The organism is Microtetraspora niveoalba (assembly GCF_001570405.1).
GTDB classification, from domain to species: Bacteria; Actinomycetota; Actinomycetes; order Streptosporangiales; family Streptosporangiaceae; genus Microtetraspora; species Microtetraspora niveoalba.
Window position 1 is genome coordinate 34,899 of record NZ_BBYM01000036.1, and the last position, 19,646, is coordinate 54,544.

At 73.2% G+C, this 19,646-nt stretch carries 18 protein-coding genes; 8 read left to right on the plus strand and 10 right to left on the minus strand.

Annotation, left to right across the window (positions count from 1 at the left end):
- Positions 1-6: 6 nt before the first annotated feature.
- Genes AWQ70_RS30140 through AWQ70_RS30150 form a run of 3 tightly spaced genes read right to left on the minus strand, consistent with a single transcriptional unit; the run spans position 7 to position 3,280 of the window.
- Positions 7-681, minus strand: a complete 675-nt coding sequence (locus AWQ70_RS30140) for a response regulator (RefSeq protein WP_067183508.1) — start codon at positions 679-681, stop codon at positions 7-9.
- Positions 678-1,757, minus strand: coding sequence for a sensor histidine kinase (locus AWQ70_RS30145; protein WP_084517970.1), 1,080 nt, complete (start codon positions 1,755-1,757; stop codon positions 678-680). Before AWQ70_RS30145 ends, AWQ70_RS30140 begins: the two co-directional genes overlap by 4 nt.
- Complete coding sequence (locus tag AWQ70_RS30150) at positions 1,754-3,280, minus strand: serine hydrolase domain-containing protein (protein ID WP_245647214.1); 1,527 nt, start codon at positions 3,278-3,280, stop codon at positions 1,754-1,756. The genes AWQ70_RS30145 and AWQ70_RS30150 overlap by 4 nt, the downstream gene beginning before the upstream one ends.
- 209 nt (positions 3,281-3,489) lie before the next feature.
- On the opposite strand from AWQ70_RS30150, the gene AWQ70_RS30155 reads away from it, so the two are divergent.
- Positions 3,490-4,446, plus strand: a complete 957-nt coding sequence (locus AWQ70_RS30155) for a DUF5996 family protein (protein ID WP_067183613.1) — start codon at positions 3,490-3,492, stop codon at positions 4,444-4,446.
- Positions 4,447-4,469: 23 nt separating this feature from the next.
- On the opposite strand, the gene mug is transcribed toward AWQ70_RS30155, so the two are convergent.
- The gene (mug, locus tag AWQ70_RS30160) at positions 4,470-5,018 is read right to left on the minus strand and encodes a G/U mismatch-specific DNA glycosylase (RefSeq protein ID WP_067183514.1); all 549 of its coding nucleotides are present in this window, start codon (positions 5,016-5,018) and stop codon (positions 4,470-4,472) included.
- A gap of 224 nt (positions 5,019-5,242) precedes the next feature.
- Between mug and AWQ70_RS30165 the strand changes: the two genes are divergently transcribed.
- The 5 genes from AWQ70_RS30165 to AWQ70_RS30180 all read left to right on the plus strand — a co-directional run bounded on the left by AWQ70_RS30165 (position 5,243) and on the right by AWQ70_RS30180 (position 9,962).
- Positions 5,243-6,352 carry a HesA/MoeB/ThiF family protein gene (locus AWQ70_RS30165; protein ID WP_174552436.1) on the plus strand — a complete coding sequence of 370 codons (1,110 nt, stop codon included), beginning with the start codon at positions 5,243-5,245 and terminating at the stop codon, positions 6,350-6,352.
- A gap of 86 nt (positions 6,353-6,438) precedes the next feature.
- On the plus strand, positions 6,439-6,564 hold the full coding sequence (locus tag AWQ70_RS42145) for a hypothetical protein (RefSeq protein ID WP_281197134.1): 126 nt from the start codon (positions 6,439-6,441) through the stop codon (positions 6,562-6,564).
- A gap of 84 nt (positions 6,565-6,648) precedes the next feature.
- Positions 6,649-7,263 carry a DUF6879 family protein gene (locus AWQ70_RS30170; protein WP_067183517.1) on the plus strand — a complete coding sequence of 205 codons (615 nt, stop codon included), beginning with the start codon at positions 6,649-6,651 and terminating at the stop codon, positions 7,261-7,263.
- A gap of 13 nt (positions 7,264-7,276) precedes the next feature.
- Positions 7,277-8,512, plus strand: coding sequence for a hypothetical protein (locus AWQ70_RS30175; protein WP_067183521.1), 1,236 nt, complete (start codon positions 7,277-7,279; stop codon positions 8,510-8,512).
- A 43-nt stretch (positions 8,513-8,555) separates the two neighbouring features.
- Positions 8,556-9,962 carry a sugar porter family MFS transporter gene (locus AWQ70_RS30180; protein ID WP_067183522.1) on the plus strand — a complete coding sequence of 469 codons (1,407 nt, stop codon included), beginning with the start codon at positions 8,556-8,558 and terminating at the stop codon, positions 9,960-9,962.
- Between the two features lie 56 nt (positions 9,963-10,018).
- Here AWQ70_RS30180 and AWQ70_RS30185 read toward each other — a convergent pair whose 3' ends face one another.
- From AWQ70_RS30185 to AWQ70_RS30200, 4 genes are all read right to left on the minus strand, one after another.
- Positions 10,019-10,735, minus strand: a complete 717-nt coding sequence (locus AWQ70_RS30185) for a nucleotidyltransferase domain-containing protein (RefSeq protein ID WP_067183526.1) — start codon at positions 10,733-10,735, stop codon at positions 10,019-10,021.
- Positions 10,732-13,281 (minus strand): polynucleotide kinase-phosphatase, encoded by a 2,550-nt coding sequence (locus tag AWQ70_RS30190; RefSeq protein ID WP_067183529.1) that lies wholly within the window; start codon positions 13,279-13,281, stop codon positions 10,732-10,734. Before AWQ70_RS30190 ends, AWQ70_RS30185 begins: the two co-directional genes overlap by 4 nt.
- The gene (locus tag AWQ70_RS30195; protein ID WP_067183532.1) at positions 13,274-14,839 is read right to left on the minus strand and encodes a 3' terminal RNA ribose 2'-O-methyltransferase Hen1; all 1,566 of its coding nucleotides are present in this window, start codon (positions 14,837-14,839) and stop codon (positions 13,274-13,276) included. Before AWQ70_RS30195 ends, AWQ70_RS30190 begins: the two co-directional genes overlap by 8 nt.
- Before the next feature lie 89 nt (positions 14,840-14,928).
- Positions 14,929-15,846: an LLM class F420-dependent oxidoreductase gene (locus tag AWQ70_RS30200; RefSeq protein WP_067183534.1), complete on the minus strand. Its 918-nt coding sequence runs from the start codon at positions 15,844-15,846 to the stop codon at positions 14,929-14,931.
- 95 nt (positions 15,847-15,941) lie between these two features.
- On the opposite strand from AWQ70_RS30200, the gene AWQ70_RS30205 reads away from it, so the two are divergent.
- On the plus strand, positions 15,942-17,072 hold the full coding sequence (locus AWQ70_RS30205; protein ID WP_067183537.1) for a glycoside hydrolase family 18 protein: 1,131 nt from the start codon (positions 15,942-15,944) through the stop codon (positions 17,070-17,072).
- Positions 17,073-17,175: 103 nt separating this feature from the next.
- On the plus strand, positions 17,176-17,577 hold the full coding sequence (locus AWQ70_RS30210; RefSeq protein WP_067183539.1) for a TIGR03668 family PPOX class F420-dependent oxidoreductase: 402 nt from the start codon (positions 17,176-17,178) through the stop codon (positions 17,575-17,577).
- Positions 17,578-17,662: 85 nt separating this feature from the next.
- Here AWQ70_RS30210 and AWQ70_RS30215 read toward each other — a convergent pair whose 3' ends face one another.
- Positions 17,663-18,022, minus strand: a complete 360-nt coding sequence (locus tag AWQ70_RS30215; RefSeq protein ID WP_067183542.1) for a four-helix bundle copper-binding protein — start codon at positions 18,020-18,022, stop codon at positions 17,663-17,665.
- Between the two features lie 366 nt (positions 18,023-18,388).
- On the minus strand, positions 18,389-19,633 hold the full coding sequence (locus AWQ70_RS30220) for a class I SAM-dependent RNA methyltransferase (protein WP_067183545.1): 1,245 nt from the start codon (positions 19,631-19,633) through the stop codon (positions 18,389-18,391).
- Positions 19,634-19,646 lie beyond the last annotated feature (13 nt).

Here is a 19,646-nt window from a genome sequence, read left to right on the forward strand (position 1 = left end):
GTCAGCTCAGCCGGTACCGGCCTCCGGGCCGCCGTGCACCAGGCCGGCCTCGTAGGCGACGATCGCGGCCTGGACGCGGTTGTTCAGATCGAGCCGAAGCAGGATCGCGCTGACGTGGGACTTGACGGTGCCCTCCGAGAGGAAGAGCTCACGGCCGATGTCCTGGTTGGACATGCCCCGGCCGACGAGGACGAGCACCTCGCGCTCTCGCGGGGTCAGCGCCTCCACGCGCCTGCGGGCGGCGTCCGCTCTGGAGAGGCGGCCGCCGCCCAGCCGTGTGATGACCTTCCGCGCGATCCTCGGCGACAGGTACGCCGCGCCGTCGGCGACCGCTCGCACCCCGATGATCAGCTCACGCGGGTCGGCGGCCTTGAGCAGGAAACCGGCTGCTCCTTCGGCGAGTGCTCTGGAGACGTACTCGTCCTCGTCGAACGTGGTCAGCATGATGACCGCGACGTCGGGAGCGGCGGCGCGCAGCTCGGCGACGGCGGACAGGCCGTCGAGGCGGGGCATGCGGATGTCGAGCATGGCGATGTCGGGCCGGTGCGCGCGCACCAGCTCGACCGCCTCGCGTCCGTCGGCGGCCTCGGCGACCACCTCGATCTCCGGGTCGGTGGTCAGGATCGACCTCACCCCCACCCGGATCATGGCCTCGTCGTCGGCCAGCACCACCCGGATCACCGGCTCGCCTCGCTCTCTCCCCGGCCACGGCCCTCGTGGCCTTCGTGGCTCTCTGCTTCCCCGCCCCGTCCGTCGCGGCCGCGCGGGAACCGCGCCGTCACGGCGAACCCTCCCTCGTACGGCCCGGCGCGCAGCGTGCCGCCGAGCAGCCGCACCCGCTCGCGCAGACCGGCCAGGCCGCTGCCGCCGCCCGACGGCCCCGGCGTGTCGCGCGCCGCGGAGTTGCGCACCGTGACCACGACCTCCTCGGCGGTCCGCCCGAGGCGGACGAGCACGTCCGCGCCGGGCGCGTGGCGGGCGGCGTTGGTCAGCGACTCCTGCACCACCCGGTGAACGGCCCGGTCCACCAGGGGCGGCAGGGCCCTCCGCTCCCCGTCGTACCGGAGCTCGACGGTCATCCCGGCGTCGCGCGCGCGGTCCACCACCGCCTCGACGGTCTCGTCCGGCGGCTCGGTCGGCGTCCGGGTCGCGGTCCCGCCCGCCGCACCGGTCAGGGCGGCGGCGCCGCTCTCGCGCAGCACCCCGACGGTGCGGCGGAGCCGGTCGGTCGCGGTGACCGCGGACTCCCGCAGTTGAGCCGCCGCCTCCCGGTTCCGTTCGGTCATGTCGGCGGCCAGTTCGAGAGCGCCGGCCCGCAACGCGATCAGCGCCAGCTCGTGGCCGAGCGAGTCGTGCATGTCGGCGGCGATGCGGGCGCGTTCGCGGAGCCGGACGCGTTCCGCGATCAGCTCCTGCTCGCGTTCGAGCCGGGCGACCCGCTCCCGGCCCGCCACCACCAGCTCGGCCTGCTGCCGCCGGAAGCGACCGGCCAGCCAGGGCAGCACCACGAAGAGGCCGAGGGCCATCAGTGCCGTGGCGCCGTTCCAGAAGTCCGGCACGAGGTGGACGACCCCGGGCGTCGTGGCGACGGTGAGGATCAGCCAGTCACGCCGTTCGGGCAGATGGCGTCCGTGGAGGTAGGCGGCGACGACCAGCACCACGAACAGGAGTTGCCGCCACGGCGGGACGTGGTCGAGGTACAGCCCGTTCACGACGGCGATCCCCGCGATCGCCACCAGGGTCGCCCGGTTTCTCACCGCGCCGAGACTACCGACCGCAGTCTGAGCAGTCGCGCCGCGGTGGTGGCCGCGCCCGCGGCGGCCGCGACCGCGAAGGCGATCGTCAGGGGCGCGGCGAAGTAGGTGAGCTGCTCCCATGTGACGGTCCGGCCGTTCATGAGGAACGAGATCAGATCCGGGTACAGCGCGAGCAGCGGCACCGGCAGCAGCGCCGGGATCAGCCGCAGCCCGATCCTCCAGGCGGGCCTCCCGGCGCGCCGGCCCGCCCAGCGCCGGGACCGCAGCACGCCCAGCAGGCCCAGCCCCGCCGCGGCCAGCGTGATCAGGCCCAGGGCCAGCTCGGACGTCTGCCGGCCGCCGCCGGGCACCTCGGGGGCCTCGCCCCGGCTCATCGCCACGAGGCCGGTGAGCACGTCGTAGACGTCGTCGTACAGGCCGGCGCTGTTGGTCATGACGGCGAAGCCGTACCCCGTGTCGGGGGCGATCGCCTCCACGGCGGTGTACGTGAACAGGTTGCCCGAATGCACGAGCAGTTCGGCGCCGTTCACGGTCTCCCGGCCCCAGCCCATGCCGTAGTCGTGCACCTTGGACGGCGTGTGCATGGTCTTCAGGCTCTCCGGTGTCACCGGCTGCGGGCCGTCACCGCTCTGGCCGATCAGCCATCTGCCCATGTCGGCCGCGTCGGTGACGACGCCGCCGGCCCCGCCGCCGTACAGGAAGTCGCGCAGCTCCGGCCGCGGCACCCACACCCCGAACAGCGAGTTGAAGCCCTGGGCCGGCCTGACCGTCCGGTCACCGACCGCGCTGCCGGTCATGCCGAGAGGTCCGAAGACGCGCTGCCTCATGTACTCGCCGAAGCTCCTGCCGGCGACCACCTCGACCAGCCGGGCGGCCACCTCGTAGTTGACGTTGCAGTACGCCCAGCGCGTACCGGGGGCGGCGGCCAGGGTGCCGGTGCGCAGCGCGGCCACGTACCCGGCGAGGGTGGTCGCGGACTCCGCCGCACGGAGGTCGACGGTGCCGTCGGAGATGCCCGAGGTCTGGTTCAGCAGGTGCCGTACGGTGATGCCGGCCGCGCGCGGGTCGGCCATGCGGAACTCGGGCAGCCACCGGGCGACCGGCTCGTCCAGCGAGATCTCGCCGTCGTCGACCAGCGTCATGACGGCCATGGCGGTGAACGACTTGCTCACCGAGGCCACGCGCATCGGGGTGTTCTCGGTGACCGGCTCGCCCGCCGAGTCGTGCCCGTATCCGGCGGCGTGCACGACCTTCCCCTGGTGGGTCACGACGACCGACATCCCGGGCAGGGCGGTCGATTCCATGGCCTCGGTGAGATAGGCGTCGATGGCGGCCGGGGACGGCTCGTCGACGGCGGGCGCTCCCGCCGGGACCGGCCCGGTGTGAGCGCCCGCCGGGGACACGGCTGGGGACACGGCGCTGGCCGTCGCGGGAGCCGCGGTGAGGGACAGGACCAGAGGGGTCACGACGAGGGGAACGGCCAGACGGGCGCGCCGCGCCAGGCCGATGAGCTTCTGTTTCACGGAAGGAGACGCTACGAATCGGCGGCCTCGGAAAGATCCGGCGATCCGCCACGATCACCCCTGACGAAAGTAGGAGTCCCGCCCCGGCACGGCGCCGCCCCGCGGGCGGGCCTCTCGGCGGTAGAACATCGCGGTCCCCTCCGATGGCCATGCCGTGACCCGCTCCAGGGGATGCCCGAAATGTGGTGACACCGGTGAAGGAGTGGTCCATGGAGCTCTTCCCCGACATCCCCCTGGAGGCCTGGGCCGACAGCAAGGCGACGGTCCACAGGTTCGCCCAGATCGTGGGCAAGGTGCGGCTGGCCGCGTGCGTCCGCCGCAACCACTGGTGGAACGTGCCCTTCCACCTCACGGGGCGCGGCATCACCACGCGGCCGATGGGCGGCCTGGACGGCGACACACCGGTGTTCGCCATCGACTTCGACTTCGTCGACCATCGGCTCGTCGTGAACGTGATCGACGGGCGCACGGCCTCGTTCTCGATGCCCGGCCGTTCGGTGGCGTCCTTCTACCGGGAACTGTTCGCCACGCTCGACCGGCTCGGCATCGACGTGTCCATCTGGGCGACGCCCTTCGACCTCGAGGACGACATCCCCTTCGGCGAGGACACCGTCCACCGGGCGTACGACACGGCCATGGTGACCCGCTACTGGCAGGTGCTCAGCCAGGTCGCCCAGGTGCTCGAACGCTACGCGGCGGACTTCTCCGGCAAGATCAGTCCGGTCCACCATTTCTGGCACACCTTCGACATCGCGGTCACCCGCTTCTCCGATCGGCGGGTGGACCAGTCGCCGGAGGTCGACGTCGTCACCCGCGAGTCGTACTCCAGAGAGGTGATCAGCGCGGGCTTCTGGTTCGGCGACCGCGACGTGCCGGAACCGGCCTTCTACTCCTACACGGCGCCGGAGCCGCCCGGCCTGGAGCGGGAGCCGCTCCGCCCGCCCGAGGCGCGCTGGCTGGCGCTGCGGGGCAGCCACCTGGCGATCCTGCGGTACGCCGACGCCCGCACCGCCGCGGACCCACGGGGGACGGTGCTCGACTTCCTGCGCAGCGCGTACGAGGCGGGCGCCCGGCGGGCGGGATGGGACACGGCGGCCACGTTCTGCCCCGGAGGCGTCACCGATCCGGTCGCCCTGCGCGACCTCGGCCCCGACGGAGCCGGCTGAAAGGGCCGGCGCGGACGCGGAGGTCAGGCGGGCGGGCGCAGCAACCGCATCTGGGCCGCGATCGCCTCCAGGCTCCAGTGCGCGTTGAGCCCGCTCGGGTTGGGCAGCACCCACACCTCGCTGCCCGCGATCCCCTCGCCCTGGCGCCCGATCGCGGCCTTCCTCCGCCCGAACGCGAGCCGGTACGCGGAGACCCCGGCGACGGCCACGATCCTCGGGCCGGCCTCCGCCACCAGGCGGGCGAGCCGCTCCCCGCCCCGGCGCAGTTCCTCGTCCGAGAGCTCCTCGGCGCGGGCGGTCGCGCGCGGCGCCAGGTTGGTGATGCCCAGGCCGTACCCGGGGAGCAGGTGCTGCTCGTACGGCGCGAGCCTGCGCGGCACGAGGCCGGACAGGTGGAGCGCGGGCCAGAACCGGTTTCCCGGCCGCGCGAAGTGGTGTCCCGTCGCGGCCGAGTACAGGCTCGGGTTGATGCCGCAGAAGAGCACGTCGACGCCGGGCCCGAGCACGTCGTCGATCGTGCCGTCTCTGGCCGCGTCGAGATCGGCACGGGTGGGCGGTGAAGCGGGAGGCACCCTCCGATGCTAGGTCGTGTCCCACGGTCGCCGGCGTCGCCGATCACCCGGCGGCGAGGGGCCGCCTCGCGGACCATCGCCCTCACCACCGCGCAAGACGGTCTTGACAGCGCCTGTCAGGCGGTTCAGGGTGTGGACCTTGATCATCGATCGAGAAGAGGCTCCCCCATGACCGACGAACAGCGGCGCGACGCCCTCCCCCCTCACGGTTCCACCGCACCCTGATGCGCCTTCCGCGGATCAAGCCCGAACACCGGCCCGGGCGTCTCGGCGACGGCGTGATCCGGATCGGGGGCACGGTCTACGGGGTGGCCGGGGAGATAGCCGACCCGAACGGCTGGGCGTGGACCGCCCTGGGGCTGATGGACGGGTCGAACACGTCCGAGCAGATCGCCGACGCCCTCCTGCGCCGCTTCGCCGCGCTGCGCCCCGAGCAGGCGGCGAGGCTCGTGGAGACGTTGATCGGCTCGGGATACGTCGAGGACGCCGCCGCCGCTCCCCCGCCGGAACTCGGCTCGGAGGAGCTCGACCGGTACAGCAGGAGCCACGCCTTCTTCCGGCGGATCGACCTGGCTCCCCGGGAGCACGGCTGGGAGGCCCAGCTCCGCCTGAAGAGGGCGCGGGTGATCGTGCTCGGTCTGGGCGGCACCGGCAGCCACGCGGCGTCGGCGCTCGCCGCCTCCGGAGTCGGGTCGCTGCACTGCGTGGATCCGGACCGGGTGGAGCTGTCGAACCTCAACCGCCAGGTCCTCTACCGGGAGAAGGACATCGGCCGGTTCAAGGCCGAGGTCGCCGCGGAACGGCTCGGGGAGCTCAACTCCGGCATCGCGGTGACGAGCTCCCTCGATCGGGTCGACGACGAGCGGACGCTGACCGCGCTGCTGGAGGGGTTCGACGTGCTCGCGCTCTGCGCCGACCGGCCGAAGGACCCCGAGGGCATCCGGATCTGGGCCAACCGGGCGTGCGCGGCGGCGGGCATCCCGTGGGTCGGCGGCGGCTACGACGGGCCGCTGGTGACGGTCGGAACCTACTCGGCGCGGTCGGGCGCCTGCTACGAGTGCGTGTGCGCCGGCGAGGACGCGCTCCGGCGGCACGACCTCGACATCGGCCACGGCGGCCCCGGAGTGATGGCCCCCTCGGCCGGGATCTCCGGCCAGCTCGTCGCCCACTGCGTGATCTCTCTGATCACGGGGGTTCCCGATCCGCGCCCCGGGACCGTACGCGGCCTCAACCTCGTCGGGCCGGACCAGAACGTGTTCATCCACCACCAGCCGCGCCCGGACTGCCCGTTCTGCGGAGCCGGAGAAGAGAGCGGAGCCGAGGCTGGCGAATGATGACATTTGGGCCTTGACTGCTGCCTCCGACAGCAGATGATCTCCTTGTCATCTCTTGTTGTCCCCAGAAGGGATTCACGAGGAAAATGTCCGAGTTCGGCAATGAAACGCCGGTCGACACCGACGAGGAACCCGCGACGGAGATCTCGATCAGGAGGCTCGACAAGATCGAGACCACCGGCGATCTGAAGTGCGGCAACTCCAATTCGTGAGCCGGGATCCGGGGGGAGCGACTCCGCTCCCACCTGGACCACTCCGGTCGACGCCGCCTCCGGACCATCCGATTGGAGTTGAACATGGCATATCGGATATTCGACCGCGTTCACACGGCTTACGGCGACCTGCTGAACACGAATGACTACCGGGCCGATTTCTCGGCCGGTTTTCATGAGATCGAAGGTCCCATCTGGAAACTGGAACGCGCCCAGAACTTCGACGAGGGCTCCGACCCGAGCTGGAACGCGATGCTCGACGGCGACTGGGAACGGTCGAAGGCGCTCCTGGAGGAGTCCCGGCCGGATCACGCCGCCGACCTCCCCGCGCGCGGGGAACTCCGGCGGCTCCGCATCGTCGAATGGCCGCTGACGCCGTACATGCAGTGGGAGCTGCACCTGCTGGCCATGCGGGCGCGCCTGGGAGAGCGCGGCAGGGCGCTCGCGGCCTCCGACGTCGCGTTCCTCGAACCCGGACGCCCGCTCCCCGAGCTGGTGGTCTTCCGGACGGACCTCATGTACCAGGTGCTCTACGACGCGACCGGGACGTGCGTCGGCGCCCGCAGGATCACCGACGCCGCCGTCATCGAGCCGTGCGTCACCCAGATCTCCACCCTGTACGGCGGAGCCGAGGAGATGGCCGGATACGTCGAGCGGGAGGTCGCGCCGCTCCCGCCGCCACGCGGCGCCCGTGCATGAACACCGTCCGTGCATGAACACCGTCCGGTTCCACGAGCTCGGCGTCAGGAGGGACGGCGACGAGTGGATCGTCGGCCGTGTCGCCACGGGTGACTTCGTGGCCGTGCCGTACGAGGGGATGCGGGCGATCCGGCTGCTGGGCGAGGGTATGACCGCCGGCGACGTCCAGGCGCGGCTGCGCGAGGAGACCGGCACGCGGCTCGACGTCGGCCGGTTCGTGGAGGCGCTGGTCTCGTCCGGCCTCGTGGCGTCCGTCGACGGCGTGGCGACGGTCTCCGCTCCGCCGCCCCGCCCGACGTTCCCCTGGCTGCGCGCCGGATCGATGCGGTGGATCCTGACCCCCGCCCTGCACACGGCGCTCGGCGTGCTGATCGCCGCCGCCGTGCTCGCGACGGCCGTGCGGCCGGACGTGATCCCCGGGTGGGAGGCGTTCCTGTGGCACCCGAACGGCTCGCTCGTCCTGCTCGGGCAACTTGCCCTGAGCTGGGCCCTGGTCTTCCTGCATGAGATGGCGCACCTGTGCGCCGCCCGCGCGGCCGGCGTCCCCGGCACGATCAGGTTCGGCACCCGGCTGCAGTTCCTCGTCGCGCAGACGGACGTGTCGGGGATCTGGCTCGCCGAGCGCAGGATCCGGTTGACGGTCTACCTCGCCGGGATGGCGCTGGACGCCGCCGTCTGCGCCGTGTGCGTCCTGCTCACCGTCGCGTTCGGCGACCAGCCCCTCCTTTCCCTGCTGATCCTCACGACCCTGCTGAGCCTCGGCCCGCAGTTCCTCGTATTCATGCGGACCGACCTCTACTTCGTGCTCCAGGACCTGACAGGGGCGCGGAACCTGTACGCGAACGGCGGCGCCTACGCCCGGCACCTGGTCAAGCGGCTGTTCAGGCGCGCGACGACGGACCCGCTGGCGAAACTGCCGGCGAGCGAGCGCAGGAGCGTCCGCGCCTACATGATCCTGCTCGCCACGGGGACCCCGGCCTGCCTGGCGGTCTTCGCCGCCGTCTCGATCCCGGCGACCGTGACGCTGGTACGGCGGTCCCTCACGGGGTTCCTCGCGGCCCCCTCCCCGGCCACGGCCCTCGACGCCGCCGTGGTGATCGGGATCGTGGTCGGCTTCGAGTCGTTGTGGATCACGGCCTGGACGCGCCGTCACGGCGCGCGGATCAGGCGGGCGGTCGCCCGCGTGATCGGTCGGAACGCGCGCGGCCCCGGCGCACCGGCCGCGTTCCACCCGCCCCCTCCGGGGTAGAGGACGGCCACAAGATCGCCGTTCCACGGGTCAGGGGGGATGGATGAGGGTGACGCCTGCTTCCGGCGCACGGGGGACTCTGGAGCGGGTCGTCTTCATCGCGGCCGCCGCGGCGATCGGCGGCTTCCTCTTCGGCTACGACAGCGCGGTGATCAACGGCGCGGTCACCGGCATCCGGCGGCGGTTCGCCGTCGGGAACTTCGAGATCGGCGCGACCGTGTCCTCGGCGCTGCTCGGGTCCGCGATCGGCGCGTGGTTCGCCGGGTCGCTGGCCGACCGCCTGGGCCGGCTGCCGGTCATGCGGATCGCGGCGGCCCTGTTCGCGATCAGCTCGGTCGGGTCCGGGCTGGCGTTCGCCATCTACGACCTGGCCGCCTGGCGGGTCCTGGGCGGCGTCGCCATCGGCATGGCGTCCGTGGTCGGGCCCGCGTACATCGCAGAGGTGGCGCCGCCGGCGTACCGGGGCAGGCTGGGGTCGTTCCAGCAGCTCGCGATCGTGCTCGGCATCGCGGTGTCCCAGCTCGTCGACTACGTGCTGGCGGAGGTGGCGGGCGGCGACGTGCGCGGCGTGCTCGCCGGGCTGGAGGCGTGGCGGTGGATGCTCATCGCCTGCGTGGTCCCGGCGGCCGTCTACCTGACCCTCGCGCTGGTCATCCCGGAGTCCCCCCGGTTCCTCATCGCCGTACGCCGCATGGGCGAGGCGCGGGGCGTGCTCGCCAGGGTCGAGGGCGAGTCGACGGACCTCGACGGGCGGATCGCGGAGATCGAGTCGGTGCTGCGGGGCGAGCGGCGGCCCCGGCTGTCCGACCTCCGCGGCCCCCGGTTCGGCCTGCTGCCGATCGTCTGGGCGGGGATCGTCCTTTCGGTGTTCCAGCAGTTCGTCGGCATCAACGTGATCTTCTACTACTCGTCCGCGTTGTGGCAGTCGGTCGGGATCAGCCAGAGCGGCTCGCTGCTGATCAGCTTCTCCAGCTCGGTCATCAACATCGTCGGCACGTTCATCGCCATCGCCCTGGTGGACCGGGTCGGGCGCAGGCCGCTGCTGTTCACCGGATCCGTCGGCATGGCGCTATCCCTGGCCGCGGCCTCGTGGGCCTTCGGCTTCGCGGTGAAGACCGGCGGGAGCGTCACCCTCCCGGGCGACAAGGGCATGATCGCGCTGATCGCGGCGAACGCCTTCGTCCTGTTCTTCGCCCTGTCGTGGGGTGTCGTGGTGTGGGTACTCCTGGGCGAGATGTTCCCCAACCGGGTCCGGGCCGCCGCCCTGTCGGTGGCCGCCGCCGCCCAGTGGTCGGCGAACTGGCTGGTCACGGTGACGTTCCCGAGCCTGTCCGCCTGGAACCTGCCGGCCACCTACCTGATCTACGCGTTCTTCGCCGCGCTGTCCGCCGTCTTCGTGGTCCGCCATCTCCGGGAGACGAAGGGCCGGGCCCTGGAGGAGATGGGCTGACCTCCCCCCGCGAGCGCGGTCACGAACGTCGGCGAGCCAGACCGGCGGGATCACTGTCACAGCGCGCCTCTGCGGACGTCGACCAGGAACTCCTCGACCACGGCGCGGTCCGGTACGGCGGGAAGGGCCCGGGGCGCGGCGGGCGCGCCGCCCCGGGACAGGGCCGCGACCAGATCGTCACGCCATCGCACCACCTCGGGCCAGGGCACCTCGCCGCGCCGTACGGCGAGCAGCCGCTCGCGATGGCCGGACATGTCCACCAGCGGCTCGCCCTCGCGCACCAGGTGGCCGCCGCTGATCAGCAGCCTGATCATGTGCATGACCTGCTTCCATCGCGGCCGTTCCGGACTGATGCGGCGGAACTGGGCGTCGGCGTACCCGAGAAAGGTCTCCTCGGCCCGGACCGACAGGAACGCCTTCCTGATCGCGCGCAACCGGGCGCCGGTCCCGGTGACGTGCTCGACGATCGGCGACCAGAGGCACTCCAGGACCGTGGGGTTCGCCCCGAGCGCGAGCACGCAGAACCGCTCGACCTCCCAGGAGAACTCCTCCGGCCGCGGTCCCTCCACGTGCGTGGGCGGCTTGTCCAGCCGCCAGAACATCGGCGTGGGCGCCACGAAGACGCCGCGGCGGTCCACGTCGCTGTCCTCGGTGTCCAGGCCGTACGCGCGCGAGCCGACGACCACGGACAGGGCGAGACGCCGGGGCACCAGCTCCTCCGCCCCGGCGCCGTCCCGCGCCTCCGGCGACCCGGCTCGTACGGCGCCGGTCACAGGCGCGGGTCCACGGGCTCGGACTCCAGGGCCAGCACGGCGAAGACCGGCTCGTGGACGCGCCACAGCGGCTCGCCCTCGGCGAGACGGGTGAGCGCCTCCAGGCCGAGCGCGTGCTCCCGCAGCGCCAGCGAGCGCTTCCTGCCGAGGAACCGGCGTCGCAGCACGTCGAGGGACTCGGTGTAGTCCGGGCCGTAGATGATCCGGAGGTACTCGCGCCCGCGCACCTTGATCCCGGGCTGGACGCGGCCGGTCGCGACGTCCACCGGCTTGACGACCATGCCCTCGCCGCCGGCCTCGGTCAGCGCCGTCCACCACTCGACCGCGTCCGCACGCTCGCGCTCGGAGTCCAGCGACACGTACACGTGCCGGGTCGGCGCGAACAGCCGGGATGCCTCGGCCGGGTCCCCGGAGGGCGCTCCGGATCCGGGCGCGACCGGGTCGGGCGTCAGGCGCGACAGCAGCTCCAGGTGCCACGAGTGCGGCTCAAGCGCGGCCGTCGCCCGTCCCTCGCAGGCGAGGATCTGGAACGGCGCGAGCCGTACGCCGTCGAGCCCGGACACCGGCCAGCAGTACCGCGCGTACGCGTCGCGGAAACGCGCGGCGTTGTCGAGGCGGCGGCGGGCGCGTTCCAGCAGGTCGCCCACGTCGAGGCCGCGCTCGGCCGCCGCCGACAGGGCCGCGACCGCGTCGGGCAGCGCGGTGCGCGCCGCCGCCCCGACCGACGCGTACTGTCCGCGGATCAGCTCCTCCGCCTTCGCCGACCAGGGCAGCAGCTCGCAGTCGAGCACCACCCAGTCGGAGACCAGCTCGTCCCAGAGTGGACGCGCCTCCTCGCGCAGCCGGTCGACCAGCTCGCCCATGCGGGCGCCGTCGAAGAACGGCCGTCCGGTGCGGGTGTAGACGACGCCCGCGCTCCCGTCCGTGATCCCGAACCGCTTGGCGGCCGCCTCGGGGGTCCGGGCCAGTACGGCGATCGCCCGCGAGCCCATGTGCTTCTCCTCGCACACGACACGCGTGACCCCCGCCTCGGCGAACTCGCCGAACGCCTCGGCCGGGTGCTCCAGGAACCCGTCGAGCGTGGACGTCTCCGGCGGCGCCATGGTCGGCGGCAGATAGACCAGCCAGCGGGGATCCACCGCGAACCGGCTCATGATCTCCAGCGCGGCGGCGGCGTTCTCCTCCCTGACCTTGATCCGGCCGCCGAACCGCGTCTCCACGAAACGTGTGCCCGCGACGTCGCCGATCCGCAGCCCGCCCGCGTCCCGGCCGGAGGTCGCCGCGGCCCCGCCGATCGGCCGGACCGACTCGTACCAGACCCGCTCCGCCGGTACGGAGACCAGCTCGCGCTCGGGGTAGCGCAGGGCGGTCAGTCGCCCGCCGAAGACGACGCCGGTGTCCAGGCAGATCGTGTTGTTGACCCACTCGGCCTCGCGGACCGGCGTGTGGCCGTAGACGACCGTCGCCCGGCCCCGGTAGTCCTCGGCCCACGGGTAGCGGACGGGCAGGCCGTACTCGTCGGTCTCTCCCGTGGTGTCGCCGTACAGCGCGAACGCCCGGACCCGGCCGCTGGCCCGCCCGTGGTAGGCCTCCTTGAGGCCGGCGTGCGCGACCACGAGCCGGCCTCCGTCGAGCCGGTAGTGGCTGATGAGGCCCTCCATGAACGCCGCGGCCTCCCGCCGGAACTCCTCCGGCTCGGCGGCGAGCTGCTCCAGGGACTCCTTGAGTCCGTGCGCGACCCTGACCTTGCGCCCGGCCAGCGCCCGCACGAGCTTCTGCTCGTGGTTCCCGGACACGCAGAGCGCCGTCCCGGCCGCGACCATGCCCATGACCAGGCGCAACACGCCCGGGGTGTCGGGTCCGCGGTCGACCAGGTCGCCGACGAACACCGCCGTACGCCCCTCGGGGTGGACGGCGCCCGCGGCCGAGACCTCCCAGCCGAGCGCGCGCAGCAGGGTCTCCAGCTCCGACCGGCAGCCGTGCACGTCGCCGATGACGTCGAACGGGCCGGTCAGCTCCGTCCTGTCGCTCCACGCCTTCTCGTAGGTGACGACCGCCTCGTCGATCTCGTCGCCCCGCAGGACGTGGACGCGGCGGAAGCCGTCCTTGGAGATCCGGCCGAGCGAGCGGCGCAGGTCCTTGCTCTGCCGCGTGACCACCCGCGGGCCGAAGTCCCGGTCCGGCCGTACGGCGTTGCGGGCGACGGCGACGTCCGCGGGGACGTCGAGCACGATGGCGTCGGCGAGCACGTCGTGGCTCCTGGCCAGCTCGATCAGCTTCTTGCGGGCGTCCCACTGCACGTTGGTGGCGTCCACGACCGTGAGGAGGCCGCGTCGCAGCCGGACCCCGACGATGTGGTGCAGCAGGTCGAACGCCTCCGGCGTGGCGGACTGGTCGTTCTCGTCGTCGGAGACCAGGCCGCGGCAGTAGTCGGACGAGATCACCTGGGTGGGCGCGAAGTGCCGGGCCGCGAAGGTGGACTTCCCGCTGCCGGAGACGCCGACGAGCACCACCAGGCCCATCTGGGGAACCTTGACCTCAACCATCGCCCTCGCTCCTCTCCCCCGCCACGCTGAACACCGCCATCTGGGTGGGCGGCCCCACCTCCGGGTCGTCGTCTCCCACCGGCCTGAACACGACCCGGTAGCCGTACCGCCCGGCCACGCCGGAGGCCCATGCCGCGAACTCGGCCCTGGTCCACTCGAACCGGTGGTCGGGGTGGCGCATCGCCCGGCCCCCGCCGCGTCCCTCGCCCAGGAAGTCGTAGCGCACGTTGTACTCGGAGTTGGGCGTGGTCACGACGACGTGGGCGGGCCTCGCCGTGCCGAAGACGACCCGTTCGAGCGCGGCCAGCCGGGGCGGGTCGACGTGCTCGACCACCTCCATGAGGACGGCCGCGTCGTACCCGGAGAACCGAGGGTCGGCGTAGGTGAGCGCGCCCTGGAACAGCTCCAGGCGGGCCCGCTTCGCGTCCGGCATCCGGTCCAGCTTGAGCTTGCGCGCGGCGATCGCGAGCGCATGCGTGGACACGTCGGTCCCCGTGACCCGGGTGAACCGCGGCCGCGCCAGCAGCGCCTCCAGCAGCTGGCCCGACCCGCATCCGAGGTCGATGACCGTACGCGCGCCGAGCTCCTCGACGGCGGCGACGACGGCGTCCCTGCGCAGCACGTTCAGCGGGACCCGGGCCGGCTCCGCCTCCCCGGCGCCGGCCTCGGCGGAGGTGCCGGTCGCCGCCTCCGGTGCGAGGTCCGGCACGGCGGGATCGCCGCCGGACGTCCCGGGCGGCTCGTCCCCGGGAGGCGGCTCCGGGGTGAGGTCCTCCTCCACGGGCGGCTCCAGGGCCTCCTCGACGTCGTCGCCGAGCTCGGCCAGCCGGGCGAAGGCCGTACGCTCCAGCGCCCGGCGCCGGCCGAGGTAGCGGCGCGTGATCAGGCCCTTCTCCGGGTGGGCGGCCAGCCAGCCCGCGCCGGCGCGGACGAGCTTGTCCACCTCGTCGCCCGCCAGCCAGTAGTGCTTGGCGTCGTCCAGCACCGGAAGCAGCACGTAGAGCTGGTTGAGCGCGTCCGCCAGCCGCACCTCGCCCCGCAGCGCGAGCCGTACGTACCGGGAGTCACCCCACTCGGGGAAACCCTCGTCGAGCGGGACGGCCTCCGCCTCGACCTCCCATCCGAGCGGCTCGAACAGCCGCCGGGCGAGCGCCGCGCCGCCGCGGCAGGGCAGCGCGGGCAGCCGGATCTCCAGGGGCATCGGCGCGGCGGCCAGCTCGGGCCGCGCCGCGCAGCGCCCCGTGCGCGCCGTACGGAAGACGTCGGCGAGCGCCACCGCGAGCAGCGACGAGGCGGCGTAGGGGCGGTCGTTGACGTACTGGCCCAGGCTGAAGTCCGGCGTGGACTTCCCACGGGAGCGCGCGAGCCGGACCGGGTCGACGTCCAGCAGCAGCGCCGCCGTGCAGCGCCGCTCCGTCGCCTCCGGGTAGAAGACCCGCGCCGTGCCGAACGACTGCCCGAACTCCTGCACGCGTCCGGGATGCTTGTGCAGCAGGAAGCCGAGGTCGGTCGCCGGGCGGGACGCCGCGGAGGAAACGGTCGAGATCGTGAGAAGCACGGATCAAGCATCCCGTAGGGGCTTCCACACTTTCCACCGTTTTGTGATCAGGCCGCTCCGCCACGCCCGCCCGGACGTCCCCGAAGGGATCAGACGTGCGGCATGACCTCGGCGGCGATCAGCTCCAGGTGGTCGAGGTCGGCCAGATCCATGACCTGGAGGTACATCCGCTCCGCGCCGATCTCCGCGAAACGGCCGATCTTCTCCACGACCTCGGCGGGCGTCCCGGCGAGGCCGCCCGCGCGCAGCGACGCCGCGTCCTGGCCGATCGCCGCCGCACGGCGGGCGATCTCGGCCTCGTCCCGGCCCACGCACACCGTCTGCGCGGCGGAGTAGACCATGGACTCCCGGCCGGCGGACTCGCACGCCTCGCGCACCCGCCCGAACGCCTGCCGCGTCTCGTCCAGCGTCCGGAACGGCAGGTTGTACTCGTCGGCGAACCGCGCGGCCAGCCTCGGCGTGCGGCGCGGCCCGCCGCCGCCGACGATGATGGGCGGCCGGGGCCGCTGCACCGGCTTGGGCAGCGCCGGGGATTCCTCCACGCGATAGTGCGCGCCCTCGAACGAGTACGGCTTGGCCGCCCCCCACAGCCCGGTGACGATCTCGAGCTGCTCCTCGAACCGGTCGAACCGCTCGCCCACCGCCGGGAACGGGATGCCGTACGCGGTGTGCTCGGCCTCGAACCAGCCGGTGCCGAGGCCCAGCTCGACCCGGCCGCCGCTCATCTGGTCGACCTGGGCGACGCTGATGGCGAGGGGGCCGGGCAGCCGGAAGGTCACCGGCGAGACCAGGGTGCCGAGCCGGATGCGGGACGTCTCCCTGGCCAGCCCGGCGAGGGTGATCCAGGCGTCCGTCGAGCCGGGGCCGGGGTCGCCGGGGCCGATCCGCAGGTAGTGGTCGGAGCGGAAGAACGCGTCGAACCCCAGCCGCTCGGTGGCCCGCGCCACCGTGAGCAGGTCGTCGTACGTCGCGCCCTCTTGCGGCTCGGTGAAGATCCTCAGCTTCATCCGGCCATTATCACCCCGGTCCTTCCGGCGTGGTTGATATGGTCCACCCATCGTGCGCGTAATGTAGTCACAATATGACTCCGGGTGGTGAACGCGTGGATTCCGCACGAGGCGAGCGCGAGCCGGGAACGCCGCCGCGCCCCCTGGTCGCCCTGGCCGCGGCGGCCCTGGTGGCCGGCACCGGATACGCCATGTGGCTGCTGCCCGCGCGGGCGATCCCCGATGCGCCGGACCCCGCTCCGAGCACCCCCGCGGGAGCCGCGCAGGGCGGCGCGACCGGTCTCGGGCCGGTGGCCGCGAGCGCCGCCGCGACCGCTCCGGCGCCCGCCGTGACCGCCGGTTCCGCCGTCGCCTGGCGGTCCTCCGACCAGGTCGCGCCGATCCCGGTGGGCGCCCGCGACGGCGGCCCGTCCGGCTACGTCGTCTTCGTGGACGCCGTACGCGACCCCGGCTTCGACCTCGCCGGCGCGGCCCGCAGCACCGGCGCCGGCTGGTACACCCTGGGCCATCTCGCCGCCGGTCCCGACGGCTGCACCCCGCGCTGGGGCGGCGTCGTCGAGCAGGGCGGGAACCCGGCGGCGAACGGCCTCGGACCGCTCCGGGCGCTCGGCGGCGACGCCGGCATCGCGTTCGGCGGGCCGTCGGGCCGGGAGCTCGCGCAGACCTGCCGGGACCCCGGCCTGCTGCTCGCGGCCTACCGGCGGGTGATCGGGGCCTTCGACCCCGCCGTCATCGACTTCGAGGTCCGCGACTCGGCCGACGAGGCGGCGACCGCCCGGCGCGCGGCCGCGGTCGGCCAGTTGCAACGGGAGGCCGCGGCCGCCGGGAGGCCGCTCGCCGTCACCTTCACGCTCCCCGCCTCCGAGTCGGGCCTCTCCACCGCCGACGCCGCCATGCTGCGCTCCGCACGCGCGGCGGGCGTGGAGATCCTCGCGGTCAACCTCCTGGTGCCCTTCCGGCCGGGCGGGTCCGGCGACCTGCACCGGCTGGCGGTCGCGGCCCGGGCCGCCCGGGCCCAGTTCGCGTACGCGCTGGGGGTGACCGGGCGGGAGGCGTGGCGGCGGATGGGGCTCGCCCCGGTGCTGACGTCCCCCCGGGACCTCGGCGGCGGGCGGGCGCGGCGGCTGGCGGACTTCCGGGCGCGCAACGGCCTGGCCTGGGTTTCCATACGGGGCGCCCGGCCGGACGACGACGTCGTCCGCGTCCTGGGCGCCGCCGGGTCCTGACCCGCCGGCACCGCTCATCCGGCACATCGTGGAGAGGAGACCCGTGGTGGGATCGCAGAGAGATCCGGGCGCGTCCGGCCGAGGCGACGCTCCCCCGCCCCCGATGGACGCGCGGAGGCTGCTCGGCGAGGCGCGGGTGGCGAGGCTGGCCACGGTGAGCGGCGCGGGCATCCCCCATCTGGTGCCTGTCACGTTCGCCCTGGCGGGCGACACGATCGTCACCGCCGTGGACCACAAGCCGAAGTCCACCCGGCGGTTGCGCCGCCTCACCGACATCGCCGAGAACCCGAACGTGTGCGTGCTGGCCGACCACTACTCCGACGACTGGGACGAGCTGTGGTGGGTCAGGGCGGACGGCTTCGCCACCGTCGTCGAGGACGACGCGGAGCGGGCGGCCGCCCTGGCCCCCCTCGTCGCGAAGTACGCCCAGTATCGGGACCGGCCGCCGGCCGGCCCCGTCATCCTGATCCAGGTCACCGCCTGGCGTTCCTGGTCGTACACGTAGGCCCGTACGGCTGCGCGCTCCGGAGCCCGGTCACCGCGCGACGCCCCGCTCCGGACGGCGGAGCGGGGCGTCGCCGGTGCAGAGGTCAGGCGCGGGCGGGGGACAACTTCCGGGCCGCCTGGACGAACTCGTGGCACGCGTTCGCGCACTTCTGCATCATCGGGTCGCCGTCGCTCATGGACATGGCCATCTCGGCGCACTTGTCCGCGGCCCGCGCGCACAGCGACGCCATCTCCATGGCCATCGGCGACTGGCGCATCATCATGTCGCCGCACATGCGGGACATGTCGGAGCAGTCCATGAGGGCGCCCATCATCGCCATGTCGGCGTGCTTGCCGCCCTGCTGGAGACAGTGGGTCATGGTCTGCTCACAGCAGCTGTGCATCTCCATGCACTTGTCGATGCATCGCTGCATCTCCGCCGTGATCTTACTTTCCTGCTTCATGCTTCCCCCGAGATCGTGACCGCCCGGCCGGCCGGGCCTGGTCGATGTGTGCGGGAGATGAGATTCCCCTCCACCAGCGGAGAGATGTGCCTATTTCGCTAATTTGATCACTATTTGCAAGGGATTTATGACCCCACGATCCTCCGCGGCGGAGACGGAGCCCGACGGCGCGCTCAGGGGGCGAGGCGGCCGGGCGGACGACCAGGGGCGGTACGGGACCCACGCGGCTCCCCTACCGCCGGGGAGAGGAGCCGTGGGCGCGGCCGGCGAGACGCTTTCATGATCGTGCGTCACGCGTACGCGTCGATCCCGGCCGAAGCCGGATGATCCCGGAGGATCGCCAGAGGCTCACCCCCGGGTCGGACGCTATGCCGGCTCTTTGAGCAGGAGCGCGACGCACTCCACGTGGTGGGTCATCGGGTACTGGTCGAAGGCCCGCAGATCCGCGAGGCGGTAGCCGTACGGGGCGAACCAGGCGACGTCCCGCGACAGGGTGGCCGGGTCGCAGGAGACGTAGACGATCCTGGGCGCGTCCAGCGTGGCCACCCGGTCCACCACGGACCGTCCCAGCCCCGCCCTCGGCGGGTCGACCACGACCAGGTCGGCCCGCTCGATCTCCAGCCGGTCGAGCGCCTCCTCGACCTTGCCCCGCTCGGTGACGGCCTGCGGCAGGTCCCTCAGGTTCCACCGGGCGTCCTGCACGGCCTGCGGGTCGGACTCGATGCCCAGCACCGCGCCCTCCGGCCCCACCGCCTCGGCGAGCCCGGCGGCGAACAGGCCGACGCCGCAGTACAGGTCGAGCGCCCACTCCCCCGCCTTCGGCCGGGCGAAGTCGAGCACGGCGTCGAGGAGGGTCGCCGCCGCGCCCGGGTGCACCTGCCAGAAGCCGCTCGCGGTGACCCGGAAGTCCCGGTCGCCGACGCGCTCGGTCATGGCCGCGCGGCCGCGCAGCGCGCGCGTCCCCCTCCTGCCCTCGTCGATCAGGACCGCGGCGTCGACGTCGGGCAGGGACACCCTCCTGCCGGGCCTGGGGGTGACGATCACGGCGCGGTCGCCGCCGGAGGAGGCGACCACCTCGACGGTCTCCGCCCCCCGCCAGCCGAGCGACTCCGCTCCGACCTCCTCGACCGCCGGATGGGCGATCGGGCAGTGGTCCACGTGCTCGATCTCGTGGGACCGGTGGCGGCGCAGGCCGATGGAGCCGTCCCGGTCGGCGGCGAACTGCACCCGCGTGCGCCAGCCGAGCCCGCCGTCCGCCGCCCCGGGCACCTCCTCGACCGTCACCGGGCGCTCGACACCCGCGAGGCGGCGCAACTGCTCCTCGACGACGGCGGCCTTCAGCCGGCGCTGGGCCTCGGGCGAGGCGTGCTGCCAGTCGCAGCCGCCGCACCTCCCCGGACCGCTGAACGGGCATGGCGGCGTCACCCGGTCCGGCGACGCCTCCAGGATCTCGACCGCGTCCGCCCGCAGGAACCGCGCGGTCTCCTCGGTGATCTCCGCGATCACGCGCTCGCCCGGGAGGGCGTGCCGTACGAACACGACCCGCCCCTCGTGGCGGGCCACGCACCAGCCGCCGTTCGCGACCTGGCCCACCGTCAACTCGATCGACATCGTGCTCTCCCCG